Source organism: Fictibacillus aquaticus (assembly GCF_002245695.1).
Taxonomy (GTDB): Bacteria; Bacillota; Bacilli; order Bacillales; family Fictibacillaceae; genus Fictibacillus; species Fictibacillus aquaticus.
Window position 1 is genome coordinate 788,480 of sequence record NZ_NOII01000001.1, and the last position, 23,444, is coordinate 811,923.

18 protein-coding genes and 2 riboswitches are annotated in these 23,444 nt (G+C 44.7%); of the genes, 10 read left to right on the top strand and 8 right to left on the bottom strand.

What is annotated here, in order from left to right; translation table 11 throughout:
• Nucleotide 1: 1 nt before the first annotated feature.
• Both CGZ90_RS04155 and CGZ90_RS04160 read right to left on the bottom strand, forming a co-directional pair.
• A complete protein-coding gene (locus tag CGZ90_RS04155; protein ID WP_094251779.1) occupies nt 2–1,243 on the bottom strand; it encodes a carbohydrate ABC transporter permease in 1,242 nt (413 codons plus the stop codon).
• A 166-nt stretch (nt 1,244–1,409) separates the two neighbouring features.
• Nucleotides 1,410–2,660 (bottom strand): extracellular solute-binding protein, encoded by a 1,251-nt coding sequence (locus CGZ90_RS04160; protein WP_094251061.1) that lies wholly within the window; start codon nt 2,658–2,660, stop codon nt 1,410–1,412.
• Between the two features lie 325 nt (nt 2,661–2,985).
• Here CGZ90_RS04160 and CGZ90_RS04165 point away from each other — a divergent pair, with 325 nt between their 5' ends.
• Together CGZ90_RS04165 and CGZ90_RS04170 are read left to right on the top strand one after the other, a co-directional pair.
• The gene (locus CGZ90_RS04165; protein WP_094251062.1) at nt 2,986–4,734 is read left to right on the top strand and encodes an alpha-glycosidase; all 1,749 of its coding nucleotides are present in this window, start codon (nt 2,986–2,988) and stop codon (nt 4,732–4,734) included.
• A 113-nt stretch (nt 4,735–4,847) separates the two neighbouring features.
• The gene (locus tag CGZ90_RS04170) at nt 4,848–6,203 is read left to right on the top strand and encodes an MATE family efflux transporter (RefSeq protein ID WP_094251780.1); all 1,356 of its coding nucleotides are present in this window, start codon (nt 4,848–4,850) and stop codon (nt 6,201–6,203) included.
• A gap of 107 nt (nt 6,204–6,310) precedes the next feature.
• Here CGZ90_RS04170 and asnB read toward each other — a convergent pair whose 3' ends face one another.
• Entirely contained in the window at nt 6,311–8,158 is a 1,848-nt protein-coding gene (gene asnB, locus CGZ90_RS04175; RefSeq protein WP_094251063.1) for an asparagine synthase (glutamine-hydrolyzing), read from the bottom strand.
• Nucleotides 8,159–8,341: 183 nt separating this feature from the next.
• On the opposite strand from asnB, the gene CGZ90_RS04180 reads away from it, so the two are divergent.
• A complete protein-coding gene (locus CGZ90_RS04180; protein WP_094251064.1) occupies nt 8,342–9,433 on the top strand; it encodes an AI-2E family transporter in 1,092 nt (363 codons plus the stop codon).
• A gap of 48 nt (nt 9,434–9,481) precedes the next feature.
• On the opposite strand, the gene CGZ90_RS04185 is transcribed toward CGZ90_RS04180, so the two are convergent.
• From CGZ90_RS04185 to CGZ90_RS04205, 5 genes are all read right to left on the bottom strand, one after another.
• Nucleotides 9,482–10,009, bottom strand: coding sequence for a 1,2-dihydroxy-3-keto-5-methylthiopentene dioxygenase (locus tag CGZ90_RS04185; RefSeq protein WP_094251065.1), 528 nt, complete (start codon nt 10,007–10,009; stop codon nt 9,482–9,484).
• 13 nt (nt 10,010–10,022) lie between these two features.
• The gene (locus CGZ90_RS04190; protein ID WP_094251066.1) at nt 10,023–10,679 is read right to left on the bottom strand and encodes a methylthioribulose 1-phosphate dehydratase; all 657 of its coding nucleotides are present in this window, start codon (nt 10,677–10,679) and stop codon (nt 10,023–10,025) included.
• Nucleotides 10,676–11,341 carry a 2-hydroxy-3-keto-5-methylthiopentenyl-1-phosphate phosphatase gene (locus CGZ90_RS04195; protein WP_094251067.1) on the bottom strand — a complete coding sequence of 222 codons (666 nt, stop codon included), beginning with the start codon at nt 11,339–11,341 and terminating at the stop codon, nt 10,676–10,678. Before CGZ90_RS04195 ends, CGZ90_RS04190 begins: the two co-directional genes overlap by 4 nt.
• Complete coding sequence (locus tag CGZ90_RS04200; RefSeq protein ID WP_094251068.1) at nt 11,338–12,579, bottom strand: 2,3-diketo-5-methylthiopentyl-1-phosphate enolase; 1,242 nt, start codon at nt 12,577–12,579, stop codon at nt 11,338–11,340. The genes CGZ90_RS04195 and CGZ90_RS04200 overlap by 4 nt, the downstream gene beginning before the upstream one ends.
• A 179-nt stretch (nt 12,580–12,758) precedes the next feature.
• Nucleotides 12,759–12,870: riboswitch (SAM riboswitch) on the bottom strand.
• Between the two features lie 67 nt (nt 12,871–12,937).
• Complete coding sequence (locus CGZ90_RS04205) at nt 12,938–14,113, bottom strand: pyridoxal phosphate-dependent aminotransferase (RefSeq protein ID WP_094251069.1); 1,176 nt, start codon at nt 14,111–14,113, stop codon at nt 12,938–12,940.
• A gap of 101 nt (nt 14,114–14,214) precedes the next feature.
• Between CGZ90_RS04205 and CGZ90_RS04210 the strand changes: the two genes are divergently transcribed.
• From CGZ90_RS04210 to CGZ90_RS04245, 7 genes are all read left to right on the top strand, one after another.
• On the top strand, nt 14,215–14,994 hold the full coding sequence (locus CGZ90_RS04210; RefSeq protein WP_165766758.1) for a carbon-nitrogen family hydrolase: 780 nt from the start codon (nt 14,215–14,217) through the stop codon (nt 14,992–14,994).
• Nucleotides 14,995–15,081: 87 nt separating this feature from the next.
• Nucleotides 15,082–15,245: riboswitch (SAM riboswitch) on the top strand.
• Nucleotides 15,246–15,318: 73 nt separating this feature from the next.
• On the top strand, nt 15,319–16,521 hold the full coding sequence (gene mtnK, locus CGZ90_RS04215; RefSeq protein ID WP_094251070.1) for an S-methyl-5-thioribose kinase: 1,203 nt from the start codon (nt 15,319–15,321) through the stop codon (nt 16,519–16,521).
• A gap of 3 nt (nt 16,522–16,524) precedes the next feature.
• On the top strand, nt 16,525–17,583 hold the full coding sequence (mtnA, locus tag CGZ90_RS04220; RefSeq protein ID WP_094251071.1) for an S-methyl-5-thioribose-1-phosphate isomerase: 1,059 nt from the start codon (nt 16,525–16,527) through the stop codon (nt 17,581–17,583).
• Nucleotides 17,580–18,713, top strand: a complete 1,134-nt coding sequence (locus CGZ90_RS04225) for a sugar ABC transporter substrate-binding protein (protein WP_094251072.1) — start codon at nt 17,580–17,582, stop codon at nt 18,711–18,713. Before mtnA ends, CGZ90_RS04225 begins: the two co-directional genes overlap by 4 nt.
• A complete protein-coding gene (locus CGZ90_RS04230) occupies nt 18,713–20,218 on the top strand; it encodes a sugar ABC transporter ATP-binding protein (RefSeq protein ID WP_240515340.1) in 1,506 nt (501 codons plus the stop codon). The genes CGZ90_RS04225 and CGZ90_RS04230 overlap by 1 nt, the downstream gene beginning before the upstream one ends.
• Nucleotides 20,196–21,221 carry an ABC transporter permease gene (locus tag CGZ90_RS04235; RefSeq protein WP_094251073.1) on the top strand — a complete coding sequence of 342 codons (1,026 nt, stop codon included), beginning with the start codon at nt 20,196–20,198 and terminating at the stop codon, nt 21,219–21,221. The genes CGZ90_RS04230 and CGZ90_RS04235 overlap by 23 nt, the downstream gene beginning before the upstream one ends.
• A gap of 867 nt (nt 21,222–22,088) precedes the next feature.
• Nucleotides 22,089–23,432: an amino acid permease gene (locus CGZ90_RS04245; protein ID WP_094251075.1), complete on the top strand. Its 1,344-nt coding sequence runs from the start codon at nt 22,089–22,091 to the stop codon at nt 23,430–23,432.
• Nucleotides 23,433–23,444 lie beyond the last annotated feature (12 nt).

Here is a 23,444-nt window from a genome sequence, read left to right on the forward strand (position 1 = left end):
GTCAGATCGTCCCCTCATCCTTGAAAGATTTCGTTTTTCTGAAGTTATACAGAGCTACCGTAACGATAACGATAGAGAGCAATACTGTAATAGCAGCCGCTTTAGAATACTGTGATGATGTCATGGTCAAGGAGTAAATCCATGAAATGAGGATATCAGTACCCCCTGCGTTCTGACCTGCTACTGGCGGACCGCCAGCATTAAAGAGATAAATAACATTAAAGTTATTAAAGTTAAACGTATATTGTGTGATAAGAATCGGCGCTGTTGCGAACAGAATCATCGGAAGTGTGATTGCTTTAAACTTATCAAACGTTGAAGCTCCGTCTACAGTCGCCGCTTCGTAAAGTTCTTCAGGTATCGATTGCAGCACACCCGTCGTCATTGCCATTACAAACGGGAAGCCTAGCCATGACTGGATGAAAATCAGTGCGATCTTCGAATAGAAAGGATCTGTCATCCATTCTATGGAATCGATTCCAAGAGAGGCTAAAATTTGCATATTAATCGCTCCAAATGACTCGTTGAACAATCCGCTGAAAATAAGGATTGAAACAAATGCGGGTACTGCCCATGGGAGGATTAATAATGTTCGGATAAGGCCTTTAAATTTTAGATCCTTCTGATTGACGACAACCGCCAGGAAGATACCGATCGCCACTTGAAGAGTGGTCGCAGAGAATGTCCAGATTATCGTCCAGGCAAATACAGAGATGAATGTTTCACGCCATAAATCTAATGCAAAGATGTCAATAAAGTTCTGGATGCCTACCCATTCTACAAGCTTTGCAGGCGGTGAATGGTACAGGTCATAGTTTGTAAAAGCAAGCAAGATCATAAATAAGATCGGGAAGATAACCACAAAGATCAACAAGAAGAATCCTGGTCCGACCATCAAATAAGGAAATCCTTTATCTACAACAGTCAAATATTGTTCACGCAGTGTATTAAGGGCGATGCCTTGGTCGCGTTTTTTCCCATTTTGAGAAGCATCATACAAGTTGAACGCGTAGAAACCAAGTCCAATTGCGATAATGATCAGTGCAATAATACCTTCTACAAGCAAAAATACTGAATGATCTCGGAACGGCACTTCACCAAGCGTGACGATGCCCCATAATCCCATGTTGAGGGTATTAAAAAATACAATAAAATAGGAAGCTGCCAGCAAGAGAAATAGTGAACCTTTTAGCCACTGTTTGTTAAATATCTGGCCCAATCCTGGAATGACTGACAATAACATCGCTTTCTTTTGATAAGTCACGAAGGGCTGTCTCCTTTCTTTGCTCCCTTTTGCCGTATGTATTCGAAAGACTTGAGGATCCGTCTAAGCCTTTCCAATACGTACATAAAGGGATAGAAAGCAGTACCCGGAAACCGGGTACCGCTTACCTTTTCATATAAAATGCTTATTTTTTCTTGTGGTTCGTTTCAATGTTTTGGTTGATTTGCTTCACAGCGCCTTCAAGTGCTTTTTGCGCATCTGATTTACCAGTTGCAGAAAGCTGAAGAGCGTTTGCAGCAGGAGTCCAAACCTCAGCCATCTCAGGGATGTTAGGCATTGGAACACCGCGCTCTGACTGGATTGCAACTGCTTTTGCAGCTTCGTTGTCAGCGATGATTGGATCTTCCATAAGCTTTACAACTGGCGGGATTTCCGCTGTCTTTTCAAAACGAACTTTAGAGTTCTCTTCGTTTGTGATGAACTCAACAAGCTTTGTAGCCCATTCTTGGTTCTTAGAGTAAGAACTTACAAAGTATCCTTTAACACCGATAAATGTTTTTACATACTCGCCGTTAGGAAGCTTTGGAAGCGGTGCAACACCGATATCGATGCCAGCATCTTTATACGGCTGGAAAGACCACGGTCCGTTCATTACAGAAGCAGCCTTTTTAGTAGTAAACAATGCGTCGATTGTTTGTCCTGCATCTTTTCCGATGATTCCTTTAGGGAACAATCCTTCTTTATACCAAGAAGTAATATAGTCTAAACCTTCAACACCGCCATCGTTAGCAAGACCAACGTCAGATGGGTCAAGAGTTCCATTGTCATCTTTAAACACGTATCCGCCCATTCCAGAAAGAACTCCGTGTGCGAAGTAGAAATCAGTCCAGTTAGCAAGATAAGAGTATTCAGCTCCGAACTTGTCGCCTTTAAGCTCGTCCAATGTTTCTGGAGCTTTTTCCATTAATGCTTTGTTGTATACGAAAACTGGAGTTTCAGTAGACTTTGGCAGTCCGTAAAGGTTGCCATCATAAGTTAGCGCATTGATTGATGATTCTGTGTAAAGTTTCTTTGTTTCATCAGATACTTTAATTGGAGCAATTAATCCTTCCAATGCAAGCGGTCCAACACGGTCATGCGGAGTTGTGATGATGTCCGGCCCTTTGCCAGAACGTCCGTCAAGACGAAGCTTTTCTTGCTGGTCAAGCATCGGCTTTTCTTCAAGCTTTACTTTGATGCCGTATTTCTTTTCGAATGCCTTAATCGCATCTTGTGTGCCGATCCCTTTTTCTTTATCTTCCCAGATCGTCAGCTGTTTCGGCTTATCAGCTTCTTTCCCGGCTTCTTTTCCGCCCTCTTCTTCCTTTGGTCCGCATGCTGCTAAAGAGCCTGCTGCCAAAGCAAAAGTTAAAGGCCATGCTAGTAACTTTTTCATGGTTGATCCCCCTATGAAATATTGTTTATACGTTATACAACCGTTTGCACAATACACCTAAAAAAAAGCATGTTACGATCTCTTTTTGTTTTGTGAAAACGATTGCATGAACCGCTTACTTTTCATTATACATGGGCTTTTCTTTTTTACAACTCTTTTTTTCAAAAAAATGCATACGCTTACAAAACCTTGTGTATTGACAAAATCACACCTTATGGAATACAAATAAACTATATCAATTTGAAGGCAATGTACGGGCGGTACAACCTCTGCTGAAAACAGGGGTTGTGCCGTTTTTTATTTTTCAATCGAAAGGATGAAGAAAATGAACGTTGAGGCATTGTATCACAGACCCAAGAACAGTTTTGCTTATGCTTATGATGAAAAGACTCTCCATATCAGGCTGCGAACGAAAAAGGGAGACATGGACTCCGTCTCCCTCATCTACGGTGATCCTTATAACTGGAATGAAGATGGCTGGCAGACGTCAAAAATGGCGATGGAATACAGCGGCTCAGATGAGTGGTTCGATTATTATTTCGCAGCCATACAGCCTGAGTTCCGCCGTCTCCGCTATGGATTTGAACTGATTTCAGGAGATGTGAAAAAAGTGTATACCGAACGAGGTTTGTTCGATGAAGCACCATTTGACGACACTGCGTATTATTTCTGCTTCCCTTTCCTGAATTCTGCAGATGTGTTCCGCGCACCATCATGGGTGAGAGATACGGTTTGGTATCAAATTTTTCCTGAGCGGTTTGCTAACGGCAACCTAAAGAATGATCCGGAAGGCGCATTGCCTTGGGGCAGCGCAGACCCTGAGATCAATAACTTTTTTGGCGGTGATTTTGAAGGAGTCATCGAGAACATCTCCTATCTGAAGGAACTTGGTATTAGCGGTATCTATTTCACGCCGATTTTCAAAGCGAAATCGAACCATAAATATGACACGATAGATTATATGGAGATCGACCCGCAATTCGGTGACAAGGAAACGTTTCGAAAACTGGTCAAGGTTTGCCACGAGAACGGCATCAAAGTTATGCTCGATGCCGTTTTTAATCACAGCGGCTATTATTTCAAACCTTTTCAGGACGTACTCGAAAATGAAGAACAGTCCGCATATAAAGATTGGTTCCATTTAAGAGAATATCCTATTAAAACAGAACCTAGGCCCAATTATGATACATTTGCCTTTGAAAAGAGCATGCCAAAGCTTAACACGGAAAACCCTGAAGTCCGCCGCTACTTGCTCGATGTTGCCCGTTATTGGGTGGAGGAGTTCGATATTGATGGATGGAGACTGGATGTTGCAAACGAAGTAGATCATGCGTTCTGGAGAGAGTTCAGAAAAACAGTGAAATCAGTAAAGCCAGACACATATATACTGGGCGAAATCTGGCACGATTCCATGCCTTGGCTTGCCGGTGATCAGTTTGACGCAGTCATGAACTACCCTTTCACGAACGCTGCTTTAGACTTTGTTGCCTCTGAAAAAATCGATGCAGCTGCTTTTGCTGAAAAGATTATGAATGTCGTGCATATGTATCCTGAGAATGTGAGTGAAGCGGCGTTCAACCTTCTCGGCTCGCATGACACACAAAGGGTCTTGACACTTTGCGGCGACACTAAAGAAAAAGTAAAGCTTTTGTATGTGCTAATGATGAGTTACAGCGGAACACCTTGTATTTATTATGGAGATGAGATCTCAATGACCGGAGGAAAAGATCCGGGATGCCGTAAATGCATGGAGTGGGTTGAGGAAAAACAGGATCTTGATATGTACCGTCATGTGCAAAAGCTTATCACGTTAAGAAAAACCGTGTCCGGCTTTGGGAATGGCGCCACATTAAAATTCTTGAAAACGGAAGACCAGACGCTTTTATTTGAAAAAGTTGGGGATAACACCTCTGTTTTGATTGCAATCAACGCAGGCGAAAATTCAGCACTTGTTTCATATTCACTTGATGAAAACAAAAATGCCTATGACCTTTGGAATAAAACTGCACCTGTTTCAGGAACATTGAAGGTGGAACTGCCGCCATTCGGTTTCGCTCTGTTTGAAGTTAAATAATGCTGGAAAAAAGCTGGCTTAAAATTGCCAGCTTTTCCTTTTATTTTTATAGCAAAAGGAATACAATGAAGGATGTTCTTTTTTATCACCTATTGTTTAAAGGGAGGCCATTAATGAGCAAACAAACTATAAAAACGTCAGCTGCAGAGAAACTATCATTATTTGCTATCACATGGCCAATTTTCATTGAGTTTCTTCTGCATATGCTGATGGGGAACGCCGATACACTTATGCTTAGCCAGTATTCCGATCATTCTGTAGCAGCAGTCGGCCTGACCAATCAGATTCTCTCCATCGTTATTGTCATGTTTGGCTTTATTGCGACAGGTACGAGCGTTGTTATCGCTCAAGCGGTCGGTGCGAAAAATTATAAAACGGCAGAAGAAACCATCATTCTATCAATCGCTGCAAACCTTGTGTTCGGACTCTTGCTTAGCGCCGTCCTCTACTTTTTTGGCGGAGTTTTTCTTTCCTGGGTGCAGACCCCTCCAGAACTGATGGCGGAAGCAAAAAGCTATTTATATATAGTTGGAGGATTTTCTTTTATTCAGTCAGTGATCATGACAGTCGGCGCCTCTCTTAGAAGCTATGGTTTCACAAAGGATGCGATGAACGTCACGATCGGGATGAACATACTAAATGTTATCGGAAACTACCTATTTATCTTCGGACCAATGGGTATTCCTGTTCTTGGTGTCGAAGGTGTGGCCATATCTACTACGGTCAGCAGATTAGCGGGGCTGATTGTTCTTCTCGCCCTTCTTAAAAAGAGGACAAAAGTCAGCTTTAACTTCCGGCGTGCGGCCAGCCTGCCTTTTGTGCATCTGAAAAATGTACTGCGTATAGGACTTCCTGCTGCCGGAGAACATCTTTCCTACAGTACATCGCAGATGGTCATCACTATTTTTATTACGATGATCGGAACACAGGCATTAACAGCAAAAGTATATTCGTTTAATATCATGATGTTTATCTTTCTTTTTTCTGTCTCGATCGGACAAGGAACACAGATTATTGTCGGCCAGCTGATTGGGGCGAGGAAGCTTAATGAAGCTTATCGCACATGCCTTTCCAGCTTGAAATATGCGATGCTGATCACATTCGGCATGTCCGTTCTCGTTGCGATTTTAGCAAAACCGCTGCTTTCTGTCTTTACGGACAACAGTGGTATTCTAGGAGTCGGTGCAGTCTTGCTGACTTTAACTATTCTTCTAGAACCGGGCCGGTCGTTCAACCTTGTTGTTATTTCCTCCTTAAGAGCAGCAGGAGACGCGAAGTTTCCGGTATACATGGGCATTTTATCGATGTGGGGATTAAGCGTTCCGCTGTCTTATATTCTCGGCATCACGTCCGGTCTCGGTTTAGTCGGAATTTGGATTGCCTTTATCGCAGATGAATGGCTTCGCGGGCTGCTCATGCTGCGGCGCTGGAAACAGCGCGCCTGGCAGGAAAACAGGCTTGCAGCTTAATAGATTTCATGAAAAGCTAAATCTTTATACAAAAAAACCGTCTGCTTTAGGATGCAATCGCAGCCTAAAGCAGACGGTTTTTATTTTTACTTATTCCTCACTTTCATTTATTCAACAATATTAATATTGTAGTCGGTCAGCCAGCTGTCAATCTGTGCGATATGCGCCATAAGCTGTGGCCCTGTCATCAGCTGTCCGAACCACGGTGTTTTGAATGCTTCCCCATTCGTATCAATAATTTCCTGCACTTTCTTTTTATCCATAATTTCAAATAGCGGCGAATTTTTATTATCAGCAATGCACTGAAGCCAGTCTCTGACTCCCTTAGTGTAAACCGGGTGATGTGTTTTTGGGTATGGACTTTTCTTTCTGTACAGAACATCGTGAGGAAGAATGCCAGTCAAGGCTTTGCGAAGGATGCCTTTTTCTCTTCCGTCAAGCATTTTCATATCCCATGGAATGTTCCATGCATATTCCACGATACGGTGATCAGCAAACGGTACGCGGACCTCAAGGCTCGCTCCCATGCTCATACGATCTTTCCTGTCGAGCAGCGTCGTCATGAACCAGATCATATTTAAGTAGAAAATTTCACGCCTTCTTGCTTCAGCCGGTGCTTCTCCGGCAAGCTTAGGTGTTTCATCTACCGTTTCCTGATATCTTTCCTGTACATATTGTGCCAGCTGAAGCTTTGATTCAACATGAGGAAGCAGCAGCTGTCTTCTTTCATCAGTCGATCTCATCCAAGGGAACATGTTCCTGTTCAATAACTCTTCTTTATGGAACCATGGGTACCCTCCAAAAATCTCATCTGCACATTCTCCAGATAATGCAACAGTCGACTGCTGCTTAATATGCCGGCAGAACCATAATAACGAAGAATCCACATCTGCCATGCCTGGCAGGTCTCGAACCGTGACAGCTTCCCGCAGGTGGTTGATCAACAGCTCGTTATCAATGATACAGGAGTGATGGACCGATCCAGAAGATTGCACCATCATCTCTATCCATGGTGCGTCCGAGTTAGGTTGGAAATCACTTGCTTTGAAATATTTTGCGTTTTCTTCATAATCAATCGAGAACGTATGAAGCTCACCCTTTTTCTCTGCGTCAAAATGTTTTGCAGCGATCGCCGTAATCGCAGATGAGTCCAGCCCTCCAGATAAAAATGTGCACACCGGCACGTCTGCGACAAGCTGACGTTCCACGGCATCTACAACAAGGCTCCTGACATTCTCGACTGTCTCTTGCAGATCGTGTTCATGCGGTTTGCTTTCTACATTCCAATAACGCCAGATTTTTAAGCCGTTTCTTGAAAACACAGCAGCATGCGCAGGGCGGAGCTCTTTCACTCCATTAAACACACCCACGCCCGGTGTCCGTGATGGACCTAGACCGAAAACTTCCTGCAGCCCTTGAATCCCGATTTCCGCCTTCACGCCAGGATGTGCGAGCAGCGCTTTTATCTCAGAACCAAATAGAAAAGAACTGCCTTTATCACAATAAAAAAACGGCTTAACACCGAGACGGTCACGCGCTAAAAATACAGTCTCTCTTTCCGCGTCATAAATGGCAAACGCAAAAATACCGTTGAATTTCTCCAGACAGTTCTCTTTCCATTCCATATAAGCGGTCAGCAGCACTTCCGTATCTGAATGACCTGTAAATGTATAGCCCCTCACTTGCAGCTCTTTTCTGATGTCTTCCGTATTGTACAGTTCCCCGTTATAGCAGATCGTATATGTTGCACCATTTTTTTGCCGTGTCATAGGCTGGACGCCGCCTTCGATATCGACGACTGCAAGCCTTGCATGCCCGAAGCCTACATGTACATCACTCCAGACGTTCAGCGCATCTGGACCTCTTTTGGACAGCGTATTTGCCATTTTAAGCAGCACTTTTTTCTCGCTCGCTACATGATGTTTCCAGTCGGCCCAGCCTGTTATGCCGCACATTGCTGTCACCCTTTCTTTCTGCAAAGAATCTTTTCGCCCAATAATCAGACTATGCAGAGCAGCATGTACGAGTGACTTTAAATCGGTGTTATATATATTTGTGAGCAGGTAAAGTGAAGGGTATAATCGAATAATGAAGAATATCTCATTTTCATTACAAAAGCATTCGAAAGAAGGTGTAAGATGCCACAGTCAAAAATGTTCAGGGTTGGATACGCGCTGCTTCTTATTTTCTTGCTTATTTGGGTCGGCACGAAAATTGATTTTATATTCCGCCCGCTAGTCGTTCTTGTTCAGACCTTATTTGCTCCATTCCTTCTTGCCGGTGTCCTGTACTATTTATTCCGGCCTGTTGTAATCTTTTTACATAAGCGGAAAGTGCCAAAAATATTATCGATACTACTCATTTACGGAGCCGCTATCGGCCTGATAACTCTTCTCGTCTACACGGTCGGACCAATCCTTCAGCGCCAGGTGAGCAGTCTTATTGAAAACATGCCAGGTCTCATCGACTCGGTAAGAGGAAAAATTGTCGAGCTTCAAAACAATAAATGGATTGACCGTTTTCAGGAAAGCGGAGAGTTCAACCCGAAAGAGCTATCTGATAAAGTGACAGGCTATCTGTCTTCAAGCGTTTCGACTATCAGTACAAACATCGCCAACTTTATTTCAATTGTGACCAATATCATCGTTGTATTTGTTACGGTTCCTTTCATTTTGTATTACATGCTGAAAGAAGGAGAAAAAGCTCCGCGGCAGGTCCTTTCTCTTCTGCCGATCAAACAGCGTGAAAACGGACAAAAAATTCTAAAAGACATGGATCTGGCATTAAGCGGCTATATTCAAGGACAAATTCTTGTCAGTGTCGTCGTCGGATTGATGCTTTACGCAGGATATTTAATTATTGGAATTGAGTACTCCTTGCTTCTCGCACTCGCTGCCATGCTGACTAACGTTATTCCATTTTTAGGTCCGATCATCGGTGTGATCCCGGCTATTATCGTTGCCGTCACCGATTCTCCAGTGATGGTTGTTAAGGTGCTGATCGTTATGGTCATCGCCCAGCAAATCGAAGGAAACTTAATTTCTCCCCAGGTAATGGGACGCACACTTGACATTCATCCACTGACGATTATCTCACTGCTGTTAGTGGCAGGTAGCCTCGGCGGTCTGCTCGGCTTGATTCTCGCAGTCCCAGTCTTCGCAGTCTTAAAAGTTATCGTTCTTCACACTTACAGACTGATCAAGCTGCGCAACCTTCAAAACTATGAGTAATGGAAAAAACCGGCCAAGGCCGGTTTTTTGTGTGGAAATTTATTCAGCTTAAAGTGCTTCCTTATCGTAGATCGGTACCCAGCCTTCTTTTGATTTAAAGATACGCACAGCCACCACTTTACGGTCTTCTTGCAGTGTGAAGTAATGGCGGTAATTTTCAGGAACAGAGATCAAGTCGCCTGGCTCCAGTTCTACGTCAAAAAAACGTCCGTTCGGCCCTTCGATCGCGAAAATACCGTGCCCTGAAACAATGAACCGTACTTCATCATCACTATGATGATGTTCATTAAGAAAGTTCTTCAGCAGCTCATCAAGGTTTGGAGTCGCATCAGACAGCGAGATCACATCCTCTGTCACATATCCTCTGCGGGCTGACAACTCGTCAATCTCGCTTCGGAAAGCAGCCACAACTTCTTCCTTTTCTGCATCAGTTAGAGAGTAATTCTCTCGTAAATGAGCAGGTAGTTTTTCAATCTCCCATTTTTCATAGATGACTTCCTGGCTGTTCAAATATGCTTCCACTTCTGTCTGAAGTTCAATTCTTTCTCCGTTATCATGAAAACGCAGTTGTGCCATTATTTTTTTCCTCCTAGAAATTTATGATTTTTTTTGCGCTGAACTTCTTCACACTTTGAAAGAGATTAAGAGACTTCAGCTTAATATGATAAGAAAATAAAAACTCAAACGCTTCAAGATGTTTTTTCGCTTCAAAAGCGTTTTTTCCCCAAACGGTAATACCGTGGTTTCGGATTAATACTGCCTTAGTTTCAGGCTGGATAACAGAAGCTGTCGCCTCAGCCAGACGTTTCAAATCAGCGTAGTTTTCTACGATTGGCACGGTAATCTCGCCATCTTCCTCCCAGATTCCGAAAGCCTTAATCAGCTCTTGTCCTCTGAATGTAATGGACCCTTCTGATGCGTACATTTCAGATATGATATTGTTATCAATTGTATGAACATGGAGGCAGCAGCCAGCATCAGTATACCTGTATACTTCACAGTGGATATCTGTTTCAGCAGATGGCTTAAGAGCTGTCTCTTCTGCAGGTAACCCAAACTCATCCACAAGCAGGAAATCTTCTTCTGTACGTTTTCTTTTATCCTTTCCGCTCGCTGATACGAGAAATGTTACCGGCTCATTGCTTACTTTAATCGACAGGTTTCCGCTCGTTCCAGGAAACCAGTCTCTTGCAGCTAATTCGTCCTTAACATCGGCAAGCTCTGACCAGCGCAGTTCTTTTGTCATGAAACTGCCTCCTTCTTTTTTTCAAGATGACCAATAATATCGTGGAAGGTTTCAAACGGGGTGAATGAAATGTTCAGATCTCTGCACTTTTCAATGAGAAAATCTCTTGCGAACACCTCATCCGCACGTTTTGCCGCCACAACATCTGTGATAGAATCACCGATTACTATTTTATAAAACTCATCACTGTCCCATTTTCGCAAAATGCTAGGCTTGCAGCATCCGCATCCATTCTCGCAGTGTTCATCGCATTCGTTTGGCCATGTGATCTTGATGGTTTCTTCAGTAAAGTCACTGCCGTTGCAATAAACATGATCATTGCTGATATAGTCTTCAAGGTACGGATAGACGAAAAAATCGATGCCTCCGCTTACAACATAAAATTCAATGTTTTCGTTTTTCGCATATTGGATGATGTCTTCAAAACCTCCGCGAAGTTTTGACCGAGTCAGTACAAAGCGGATGATTTCTTCTTTTTTGCTTGAAGGGACCGATGCGAACATCTTTCCTACCCCTTCTTGAATGGATATTTCACCGCCAAGAACTTTTTTGACCGTTTCTTCCCATCCGTTTCCGCCAAACTCTTTCATGATGCTGACGATGTTATCCTTTTCAGTGATGGTGCCGTCAAAATCACAGAAGATTACTTTTTTCTTTGTCACTTCGCAGCCACCCCGCCCCAAAGCTCAAGAGCAGTGCCCAGTTCTTTATTCGTCAAAGCCGCAACATCCAGAGAAACACCGGAAACTGCAGCATCCACTGCCTGTCTGAACGCTCTTGCACCTCCTGCAGCCCCATCCGGGTGTCCGTGAATTCCGCCACCCGCATTAATGACGCTGTTGATGCCGAAATCGCTAAAAAGCTGCGGAACAAGCCCCGGGTGAATTCCTGCAGAAGGCACCGGGAAAGCTGCACGGTGAACGGCACTTTCTTCTGTAAGTGCATTAGAAATTCCTAATGCTTCTTCACGCTTAAGAGCTACACTTCCGTACGGAGAAGGGAAAAGCCCTAGATCAGCTCCTGACCAGCGGAGAATCTTCCCGAGCAAGACAGAATAGCTGATGCCGTATAGTGCTGAAGATCCTGCTGCACCTGCCAGCGCTGGATGTGCCATGATAGGCACGGAAATTTCTTTATCCTCTGCAAGTTCCTGCAGAATATCAGGACCATATGACAATACGTTGAAAAGCAGTGCGTTCGCTCCTAGCTCAACAGCCCTTCTTGCCTTATCTCTAAGGTTCCTGCTCCTGCCTGTCAGGTTTACCGCGTACAATGTTTTCTCCCCTGTGATGGTTTCAGTTTCAGAGAGAACTTGTTTTGCTGCTGTGATCCGCTCTTCAAATGGCGTAAGAGGATTTTCAAATAAAATTTCGTCATCTTTTACAAGGTCCACTCCGCCGAGTGACTGCTGCCGGAGCTGCTCTTTGAAGAACTCCAGATCCTTGCCGAGCACTCCTTTAAAAATGCTCATTACAAGCGGACGATTATAGACATCAAGCTTTTCTCTAATTCCGTCTACGCCGAACTTCGGCCCAGGGAACTGCTGAGCGAGAGATTTTCCCAGCTCCAAATCCACAAGCTTGATCTCTCCATCGAGTGACAGCTTGCCAAACACTGTCGTCAGTATAGCCGGCAGATCTGGAGAAAAATTAGCGGCTGGATACGATATTTTCAGCAAGCCTTTTGTTCTGCTGCTACCCAGGTATTGATCTGCAGCGCTGTCGCTTTCAAGCTCCGTCACAGACTCAACAGTCCCTTTATGTTTTTCAAGCTGATCTTTTTCAAGCTGAGGCAGATTGGTCCAAGAACCGACAGTCAGCCCAAGAGCGATATCTTCTGCCTTTTTATTCAAGTTTCCTTTTTTATCATGAACGAGATAGGTTGCCGTTACTTTTCCCAATATAGTCACTCCTTCAATTGCATATGTCCTTCTTACAGTAAATGCAGGATTAATGGGACATGCTTGTACATTTCCCTAAGGTATAAAAAAGAGGCAATAAGCACATTCTTTTTCAACTATTTCCATACAAAAAGCCCCTTCTCGAGGAAGGGGCGCGCATATAAACACGGTTCCGCTTCCTCTCATCTGCCAGCTATTTAAAAGCTGCAAGAATTAGCACCGTTTTCACCGAAATGGTAAATGGTTGCCGGGTTTCATAGGGCCAGTCCCTCCACCTGCTCTTGATAAGAGAAAATACAAAATTGTTTGAATTTATTAATTTAATTGTGATTATGACAGGGTGTGAATTGACTGTCAACTATTTTTGAAAATTAATTTTCGTGATTCGGTCTGCCGCCTCAATTAGTCTTTCCTCTGTTGTAAGAAGTCCTGCACGTACAAATCGGTCTCCTTCACTGCCGAATCCGACGCCTGGAGCTACAACCACGTGAGCTTTCTCTAAAAGCAGATCAGAGAACGATTCTGATGTGTACCCATCTGGCACAGGCAGCCAGCAGAAAAAAGAACCTTTTGGCGCTTTCACGTCCCAGCCGTTTTCCTGCAGCCGCCCGATAAATGCGTTCCGCCTGCTTTCATAGGTGGCCGAAAGATCCGCGACACAATCCTGCGGTCCTGTAAGAGCTACTGCTGCCGCTTCTTGAACAGCTCCAAATAAACTTACATAAAAATGGTCCTGAATCAGGTTTAAACTCTCGATTACTTTTTCGTTGCCGACAGCAAAACCGACTCTCCAGCCTGCCATATTATATGTTTTGGATAACGTATAAATCTCAATTCCAACATCCTTTGCGCCTTTCGACTGAAGAAAGCTAGGCGGCTTCTCCCCGTCAAAGCCAATTGCTCCATATGCAAAATCATGTACGACAAGAATATCGTGCTTGTCTGCCAGCGCCGCCGTCTCATCAAAGAATTCATGCGTTGCCGTGCCGGCCGTCGGGTTATTTGGATAGTTTAAGAATAATAGCTTCGCATCGTCCAGTACGTTTGCTGCAATTGAGCTGTAATCAGGGAGAAAATCATTTTCCTCACGCAGCGGCATGAAGTGTGTCTTCGCATTCGCCATCGCGATTCCAGATAAGTAATCAGGATAGCCGGGGTCCGGTACTAAAGCAGTGTCACCTGCGTTCAGGAAGCATTGCGAGATTTCTACGAGTCCTGCTTTTCCGCCAAACAAAACAGCCACTTCCTTCTCAGGATCGAGCTTCACTCCGTATTCTCGCAAATAAAACTCACATGCTGCTTTTTTTAGAAAGTCATATCCCCGGAAAGGAGAATATTTATGATATTGAGGATTGCCGGCCGCCTCCTGTACTGCTTTTACAATATGCGGCGGTGTTGGAAGGTCAGGATTGCCCTGTCCTAGATTTATAATGTCATAGCCTTGTGCTGCATAGCTGCTGACTTTTTTTACGAGTTTCGCAAAAAATTGCTCCGGCAGCTTATTCATCACATCTGCCTGTTCAAACCGTTTCAATCGATCCACTTCCTGTCTATTATGAATGTTCTTGAAATTCTAATGAGTAATGTTATACGCTATGTTTAATTCTGTCAAAGACAATTTTGGAGGGCAAACATTTGAAAATTACATGCGTGCAGTTCGACGTCATATATGGAAAACCAGATGAAAACAGAAAGAAAGCTTCCGGATGGATCAGCAAAGCTGCTGATGAAGGCGCTGATGTTATTGTCCTGCCTGAGCTTTGGGATACAGCATACGACCTTGAGCGGCTCTCAGAGATTGCCGATACAGAAGGGAAAAACGCGATAGAATTCCTGAAACCTCTTGCCAAAAAGCATAACGTCAACATCGTTGGCGGATCAATCGCATACGAAAAGAATGGAAATGTTTCAAATACAATGCTTGTGTTTGGCCGTGATGGTTCTGTCATCAGCAAATACAGTAAAGCTCATTTAATCCGGCTCATGAATGAGGAAAAGTTTATCACCCCTGGCAGTGAAACATCACAATTCCGGATTGATGATGTTCCAAGCGCAGGTTTGATATGCTATGACATCAGGTTTCCAGAATGGGTTCGAAAAGTTGCCCTTGAAGGCGCTAAAATAATTTTTGTTCCTGCTCAATGGCCAATTCAGCGTGACAAACACTGGCGCACTCTTTTGACTGCTCGTGCCATTGAAAACCAATGCTACGTTGTTGCATGTAACCGCAGCGGGAAAGACCCTGATAACACGTTCGCCGGCCAGTCTCTCATTATTGATCCATGGGGGGAAATTGCAGCCGAGTCTGGTGCTCACGAAGAAACCTTGCTGTCAGCAGAAATCAATCCTTCACTTGTCGACGAAGTAAGATCGCGCATCCCTATCTTTGAAGACCGCCGGAAAAATTTGTATTAAACTTTTGTTGACAATACAACAACTTATGATTTAGTATAACGATTATGAATTGTCAGTCTAATTGACGATCCCAAATTAATAGCACGTCTCTTATCAAGAGCAGGTGGAGGGAATTGGCCCGATGAAGCCCAGCAACCGACCGTAATACCATTGTAAAATGGGGCTCCCTTTTTTCAGGGGGCCGCAAGGAAAAACCTTGCGCATGGCACGGTGCTAAATCCAGCAGACTGATTTTGTCTGCGAGATAAGAGGCACGGTAACCGAATGTTCCGAGCCTCTTTCATATGAAAGAGGCTCTTTTATTTTTATACAGGGGGAATTTTTATGACAACCGCAGCAAAAGCAGAATACAAAGCGTTAACAAACGAAGAAGCTGAAGCATTAGTAAAGAATCTCGGCTTAATAAGCGAAACTGAACTTTCCGTTTCAGAGATTGGTGACGGAAACTTAAATCTTGTTTTTAAAGTCACAGGGGTGAACGAATCCGTCATTGTAAAACAGGCCCTTCCATACGCAAAGGTGGTTGGAGAAAGCTGGCCACTCACTTTGGACCGGGCAAGGATTGAAAGTGATGCACTTATACATGCAGCCAAATATGTACCTCACCTTGTACCAAAGGTCCTTTACACAGACAGCATACTGGCAGTCACTATTATGGAGGACCTTTCCTCGCACACTATCGCAAGAAAAGGGCTGATCGAGAGTAATGCATACGCTTTGCTTGCGCGTGATATTGGAATTTTCGCTGCAAGGACTGCGTTTTACACGAGTGATTTTTATCTTCACCCATTCGAGAAAAAACGCCTTGTGCAATCGTTCAGCAACCCGGAGCTGTGCAAAATTACAGAAGATCTTGTTTTTACTGATCCGTTTTTTGATCATGAGACGAACGATTTCCCTGAAGAATTGCGGCCCGATGTTGAACAGCTTTGGAGTGATGCAGAACTTTGCAGAGAAGCAGGACTGCTGAAATATCAGTTTTTAACTCAGGCTGAAGTGCTGCTGCACGGAGACCTGCATACAGGAAGCATCTTCGTTAAGGAGGATTCTACTAAGGTCATCGATCCTGAATTCGCTTTTTTTGGTCCTCTCGGTTTTGACATCGGCCAGTTTATCGCTAACATCGCATTAAATTATCTGTCACAGCATCATCATTCACAGGAACCATTTAACCGTAAAGAAACGCAGGATAAGCTGCTGAAGACAATTGAGGAAACCTGGAAAACGTTTGAGAACGAGTTTAGCAGATTGTTCCGTGAAGAAAGCACTGAACCTTTTGCAGGCACAGATGGTGTGCTAGAGAATCTGCTTGAAAAGACGTTCACAGATGCAATCGGTTTTGCAGGCTGTGAAATCATCCGGCGGACGATCGGGCTTGCTCACGTAGCCGACCTGGACAGCATTTCATGCAGCGATGTTCAGCATTATTTAAAAAGAAAAGCACTGAAGCTTGGTGCATCCCTCATTAAAACAAGAAGCAGTGTTACAACGATAGAACAGTTTACATCACGAGTAAGAGGTGCATAGAACATGAGTTTAAACGATACAGAAATATCATCAGTCAGATACAAAGGTGACCACCTTCTCTTGCTCGACCAGCAGCAGCTGCCTGAGCATACTGTGTATTTAAACGTGACCACGATCAGTCATGTATGGGATGCTATCGCGAAGCTGAACGTGCGCGGTGCCCCAGCAATCGGCATTGCAGCAGCATTCGGTCTCGTGCTATGGGCAAAACAATATAAAAGCAGCGACCTTTCATCTTTTCACGCAGAATTGAAAGAGCAGCATGATTATCTTGCCTCTTCCCGTCCAACCGCAGTGAACCTTTTCTGGGCGATCCGGCGTGTGCTTGAAGCGGCCAAAAAAGCAGACAGTGTAGAACACGCCGTCTCATTAATTGAGTCTGAAGCGCTATTAATCCAAAAAGAAGATGAAGAAACGTGCCGCAGAATTGGAGAACATGCTCTATCTCTTTTGCAGAACGGAGATGCCCTCATGACAATCTGCAATGCAGGCGGGATCGCAACAGCGCGCTACGGAACAGCACTCGCTCCTTTTTACATAGCAAAAGAAAAAGGATGGGAGCTCTCTGTCTATGCAAACGAAACAAGGCCGGTTCTCCAGGGTTCAAGGCTGACAGCATGGGAGCTTCAGGCGAACGGGATCGATGTCACGCTCATCACCGACAATATGGCCGCTCACACTCTCAAAACGAAAAACATCGCAGCTGTTATCGTAGGGTGTGACCGTGTAGCGGCTAACGGAGATACAGCCAACAAAATTGGAACGTTCGGCCTCGCACTTCAGGCGAAAGCTCTCGGGATTCCGTTTTATGTTGCTTCTCCCCTTTCAACGGTCGATCTGGCTACTGAAACTGGCGACGACATTCCCATCGAAGAACGGCCTGCAGAAGAAGTGACGCATATTGGCGGAAAAAGGATTGCGCCTGAAGGGATCAAGGTGTTTAATCCGGCGTTCGATGTAACACCGGCACAATATATTTCAGCGATTGTTACAGAAAAAGGAATTGTAAAAGGCGATTATAAAAACCAGCTGCCTAAGCTCTTTGAGGAGGAAACACGATGAAACAATGGAAACCTGCCGCTTCAGCTCTTCTGGCATTCAGCTTGCTGCTTGCCGGCTGTTCAAGTGAACAAGATGCAGTAAACAAACCTGCTGCCGCAAACAAACAAGAAAAAACGGCTGAACCAGCAAAGACTGCCGCGGGTTCTCAAGACTCTAAAGAAATTCCAGAAGCCGTTAAAAAACCTCTTAAGATCGCTGCAGTCGTGCAGCTTTCAATCGGAACCTTCTCCTCACAGTACGCACAAGGCTTGAAAGAGCAAGTGAGTGAGTTTGGCGGAGATGTTCAAATTTACAACGCGGATAATGATCTGTCGAAAATGGCTTCTTATGTAGAAAACGCGATCAGCCAGAAGGTTGACGGTATCCTGCTTGACCATGGCCGTGCAGACGCACTTGCACCAAGTGTAAAAAAGGCTGTCGCAGCAGGAATTCCTGTCGTTTCATTCGACAGCGACTTGAACATTCCTGGCGTGACGGTGATCGACCAGGATGATTACAGCCTAGCCTGGAACTCCCTGAGGACAATGGCTCAGGATCTCAACGGCAAAGGCGAGATCGTGTACGTTTGGGTCGGCGGGTTTACACCGATGGAGCGCAGAAATGTCATCTATGAAGCGTTTAAAAAGCGCTATCCGAACATTAAAGAAATTGCCCGGTTCGGAAACGCCAGCCAAAACACGGCTCTCGACACACAGTCACAAATGGAAGCCCTGCTTCAAAAGTATCCGAATAAAGGTGACATCGATGCAGTATTCGCTCCATGGGACGAATTCGCAAAAGGTGCCTCACGGGCAATCAAACAAGCCGGCAGAGATGAAATCAAGGTTTACGGAATCGATTTGAGTGACGAAGACCTGCAGCTTATTCAAGAAAAAGGCAGCCCGTGGGCCGCGACGGCTGCAACTGATCCGGCTGATGTAGCAAGACTTCAGGTTCGCTTCTTGTATCAAAAAGTAGCAGGTGAAGAAACACCGCAAGTATACAGTGTCCAGCCTCATCTTGTACAAAAAAGCGCCCTTCCTGAAAAGAAAGTAAGCATGGATGACATCGGACAGTACGTAGAGGGCTGGGGAAAATCAGACGCTGCCGTCTCCGCGTGGATGGAAACGCTAAAGAAGGAACAGAAATAGTGAGCAGTCTGCAGCTGAGAAATATCAGAAAATCTTTCGGTCGCCAGGACGTACTGAAAGGTGTCAGCTTAACCATTTCCCCAGGTGAAGTGCATGCGCTTTTAGGTGCCAACGGAGCTGGAAAAAGCACGCTCATGAAAATACTGTCAGGCGATTATTCCAAAGACAGCGGAACGATCACCTTAAACGGTTCAGAAGTTTCCGTTGCTTCACCGAGAGACGCGATCAGGCTTGGTATTGAGATGGTCGTCCAAGAACCTGACACGGCACTCGTCCCCTCATTAACAGTTGCCGAAAACGTGACAATGGAGGACCTTCTATCAGGTCCTTCCTTCATCAGCTGGAATAACCGCAGGAAAAAAGCACGCCAGCATCTGCAGCTCGTAGGACTCTCTATTTCTACAGAAAAATTAATATCTGAATGCTCACTTGCAGAAAAGCAATTGATCCTTCTAGCACGGGCATTGTCCAAACATGCTTCGTTCATCATCCTTGATGAACCGACTGCGGCACTCAGCCAAAACGAAACAGACCGGCTGTTCTCTGTTATCAATTCTTTAAAAAAGCAAGGCATCGGGTTTGTCTTCATCTCCCATCGCCTTCCTGAAATTTTTAAACTGTGCGACCGCATTACCGTTTTAAAGGATGGAAACGATGTTCTTTCGGCTCCAACAACAAGCACGAACGCTGATGAAGTGATTCAGCATATGATCGGCGAGCTGCTCATATTGGAAAAAGAGCATGTTACGAATAAAAAAGATGCCGTTCTACTTGAAGCTCATTCTTTCCATGTTCCAAAAACAGGCCAAAACGTTTCGTTTAAGCTTCATGAAGGTGAAGTCGTCGGAATCGCCGGGTTGGTCGGAGCAGGAAAGACTGAAACCGCCCGTGCTCTATTCGGTGCCGACCTTTCACCGGACAGTTTATCTGTACACGGTGTTCAAAAAAGATGGCGTTCACCTAAGGATGCGGTGGCAAACGGTTTGTCTTTTGTGCCAGAAGAAAGGCGAAAAGAAGGGATTATCACTTCGTTTTCACTGCGTGACAATCTGGCAATCCCATCGTTTTCAAAATTTACGTCAAAAGGATTTTTGTCTTCTTCCTCTATTGAAAAGGCAGCAGCTGAATGGATTCAGAAGCTCGGCATTAAAGCCGAAAGCACTTCTGTTCCAGCAGGGCTGCTGAGCGGAGGCAACCAGCAAAAAGCCGCGATTGGAAAATGGCTGCTTAAAGGCGGAGATATTTTTCTTTTCGATGAGCCGACAAAAGGGATCGACATCGGGGCTAAAGAAGATGTATTCTCTCTCATCAAAACGCTTGCTTCTGAAGGAAAAGGCATCCTTTACTTCACAAGTGAACTGAACGAGCTTTTTACGGTTGCTGACAGAATTCTCGTTTTGTATAACGGTGAAATCACTGCACAGTTTACACGTGAAGAAGCAACTTACGAAAAAATCATGCATGCCGCAACAGGAGGTCAACATGTCACAGCCATTTCTTCATAAGCAGCAGGAATTATCCCGCCCATCACTAAAAAACAAGATCTATCCGTTTTTGTTCAAATACGGCACATTGATCGTCATTGTGCTGACTGTTATCGTGTTCAGCTTGCTTAACGACCAGTTTCTTTCTTATAAAAACTTTTCCGATATCCTGCGCAGCATCTCAATCATCACCTTGCTCGCAATCGGAGTCACGATATCGCTCATTGTAGGAGGTTTCGATCTTTCGGTTGGCTCCACAGCGAGCCTTGCGACCGTAACAAGTGCTGCCGCACTCGTGCTTTACAGACAGGAAACGATTGTAGCATTATTGATCCCCCTAGCTGTAGGCCTTTGTGTCGGACTGCTGAATGCATTTCTGGCAGTTAAGGTCCGCCTTCCGGATATGCTTGCTACACTTGCCGTAATGTATATCGTGAACGGCCTTCACCTGACCTTTACGAAAGGATTTTCTATCTATAACAACATGCCGCTCGGCAGCGGAGAAACAGCACCGGGCGTTTTTCTTCCTTCTTTTCTGTTCATCGGACAAGGAGAAGTATTTTCCGTCCCGATGCCCGTCATCATCATGCTCGTCGCAGTCATTGCCGTCCATATCTTCCTTCGTTTTTCACGGCCGGGCCGGCTGCTCTATGTAACAGGAGGCAATGAAGAAGCAGCCAGACTTTCAGGTGTACCGGTTAAGCGATATAAGATGTACGCATACTTGCTCTCTTCCTTCTTTGCGTCTCTTGCCGGTATCGTTCTGGCTTCAAGGATCGGGACCGGCCAAGTTTCTGCAGGTGCTCCTCTTTTAATGGATGGCGTTGCCGCAGCATTTATTGGGTTTTCTGTTTTTGGAGCGAATAAGCCAAATGTGGTCGGAACGTTTTTCGGAGCGGTGCTTATCGGAGTTCTCTTGAACGGGCTGACCATGCTCAATGTCCCTTATTACGCACAAGACATCGTTAAAGGTTCCATCCTCATCGGTGCTCTTGCATTTATGTATTATGCAAAAAGGAACTGATCTAGAAATCAGTGAAGAAGTTGATCTCCGTTTCAGGTGCACGCTTTCCGCGGGGCGTGGCGAAAAGCAGAAACGGCTCGTTCAGCCCCGACCAGCAAAAGGGAAAGGGGCCGGTAAGTCGCTCTTTGACTTATTGGACACTTGCCCTTTTGACCTCGAGGGGCTAGCCGTTTTCTGCTGGACAAGTGAGCCCTCTCGTCGCTACGCGCCATTGAGAGGTCTCACCTTCCCGCTTGTCCCGCAGGATAAGGAAGTAACGCAGCAAGACATCGCACGAAGAAAATGTGAACTTCATTTTCGAGGAGTCGGCACCTTACACTCCAATCAACTTTATCCAATGGTGAATTCAAGATGATTAAGCGATTCTAATGAAAGATCCAACTAGCAACTTAAGAAGAATGGCAACTCATGGTTTAAGCTTTAATTCTTCAAGGACAATCAAGCCGAACTTTCTAAAAGCAATTGATGGCAACCATTTTTCAAGGGCATCACATGTAATGATTCATGTGATGCCCATGATTTTTGCCCTTGTCTTCTGGCTTGTTTCTATTTTTTTTGCAAACAAAATTTGTTTGTGATTGGAGCGGAAGGGTGCGAGACTCCTCGAAAATGAACTTCACATTTTCTTCGTGCGATGAGTCGCTGCTGGAGCCTTCCTTGTCCTGCGGGGCGAGCGGGAAGGTGAGACCCTTTAGGGCGCGTAGCGGCAAAGGGGCTCACCGCACGCCCCGCGGAAAGCTCAGCACCCTGGAGCGGAGATCACCACTCCACCCTGCTGTCTTTTTCTTTTGCTCATTTCTTAAAAGTGCTGAATATCTTTCGCTCTTCTAAAGGAATGCTAAAGAGAAGTGTGGGAGGTGGTATTTTATGAATAAAAACGGCTGCAGTACTAATGCACCTGCTGGAGAATTAAAATGGTGGCAGCTCTCATTGATCGGAGTCGGCTGTATTATCGGCACCGGTTACTTTCTTGGTTCAGGGATTGCCATTCAAAAGACAGGGCCTTCTGTTCTATTATCATACCTTCTCGCTGCAATCTGTACATACATTGTATACAGCGCTTTAGCACGTATGTCCTCTTCTGATCCTCAGAAAGGATCCTTTTGCGCATATTCGGAAAAAGCGTTCGGCAAATGGGCCGGCTTCAGCTGCGGATGGGTATATTGGACATCTGAAACATTGATTGCGGGAAGCCAGCTTACTGCTCTATCTATCTTTTCACGCTTTTGGTTCCCTCATGTACCGCTTTGGATGTTTGCAGCCGGTTATGCAGCTGCGGCTCTTGCAGTGGTGATCGCTGGAACGAAAGGGTTCGAACGGGCAGAAAATATCTTTGCTATCATAAAAATAGCAGCAATCCTTATGTTCATCATCATTGCAGCTCTTGCTCTTTCAGGTTTAATAAACGGAGACGGTTTCAAGCCCTCACTGCCAGGTACAACAGAAGGCTTCTTTCCGAATGGATTCTCAGGATGGTGGGCCTCTCTGCTATTAGCTTTTTATGCATTTGGCGGTATCGAGATCATGGGATTGATGGCCATCAAGCTGAAGAACAAAGAGGACTCACTTAAGGCAGGGCGGATCATGCTCCTCGTTCTTGCCGTGATCTATACACTTTCAATCGGCCTCGCTGTCACGATGGTCTCTTGGAACGTGTTTAATGAAAAAGAAAGTCCGTTCGTGACTGCACTGCAAAACTTTGATCTTCCTTTCTTTCCGCATGTATTCAATGGCGCACTCCTTATCGCTGGATTCTCTACGATGGCTGCATCACTTTTTGCAGTGATATCCCTTCTAATTACTCTCGCAGAAGGAGGAAATGCCCCAGAGATTTTTAAGAAAGGAAAAAAAATCAAGGATATTCCTTGGCCTTCTCTTTTGCTAACCGCAGCAGGAATCAGTTTTTCAATCATACTTTCACTGCTGATGCCAGGAAAAGTATATGAATACTTGACGACAGGTGCTGGCCTCATGCTGCTCTATAATTGGGCGTTCATTCTGTTATCATCATTAAAGATAATGCAACATTCAGGCTTTGCAAAAATAAAGCATGGGGCAGGATTTTTGTTCATTTTTGCAGCAGTCAGCGGGACTTGCATCGAGAGGACAACACGAACAGGTTTTTTCTTCAGCGTATTCTTTTTAATTGTGATCGGCCTTGTTCTGCTTAAGATGAGAACATATTGGAAACAAGAGTATTCACAAAAATAAAAAGCTGGCTTT

Coding starts and splice junctions, on each gene's coding strand:
- CGZ90_RS04155 (WP_094251779.1), bottom strand. CDS start 1,243: ATGTTATTGTCAGTCATTCCAGGATTGGGCCAGATATTTAACAAACAG.
- CGZ90_RS04160 (WP_094251061.1), bottom strand. CDS start 2,660: ATGAAAAAGTTACTAGCATGGCCTTTAACTTTTGCTTTGGCAGCAGGC.
- CGZ90_RS04165 (WP_094251062.1), top strand. CDS start 2,986: ATGAACGTTGAGGCATTGTATCACAGACCCAAGAACAGTTTTGCTTAT.
- CGZ90_RS04170 (WP_094251780.1), top strand. CDS start 4,848: ATGAGCAAACAAACTATAAAAACGTCAGCTGCAGAGAAACTATCATTA.
- asnB (WP_094251063.1), bottom strand. CDS start 8,158: ATGTGCGGCATAACAGGCTGGGCCGACTGGAAACATCATGTAGCGAGC.
- CGZ90_RS04180 (WP_094251064.1), top strand. CDS start 8,342: ATGCCACAGTCAAAAATGTTCAGGGTTGGATACGCGCTGCTTCTTATT.
- CGZ90_RS04185 (WP_094251065.1), bottom strand. CDS start 10,009: ATGGCACAACTGCGTTTTCATGATAACGGAGAAAGAATTGAACTTCAG.
- CGZ90_RS04190 (WP_094251066.1), bottom strand. CDS start 10,679: ATGACAAAAGAACTGCGCTGGTCAGAGCTTGCCGATGTTAAGGACGAA.
- mtnK (WP_094251070.1), top strand. CDS start 15,319: ATGACAACCGCAGCAAAAGCAGAATACAAAGCGTTAACAAACGAAGAA.
- mtnA (WP_094251071.1), top strand. CDS start 16,525: ATGAGTTTAAACGATACAGAAATATCATCAGTCAGATACAAAGGTGAC.
- CGZ90_RS04225 (WP_094251072.1), top strand. CDS start 17,580: ATGAAACAATGGAAACCTGCCGCTTCAGCTCTTCTGGCATTCAGCTTG.
- CGZ90_RS04235 (WP_094251073.1), top strand. CDS start 20,196: ATGTCACAGCCATTTCTTCATAAGCAGCAGGAATTATCCCGCCCATCA.
- CGZ90_RS04245 (WP_094251075.1), top strand. CDS start 22,089: ATGAATAAAAACGGCTGCAGTACTAATGCACCTGCTGGAGAATTAAAA.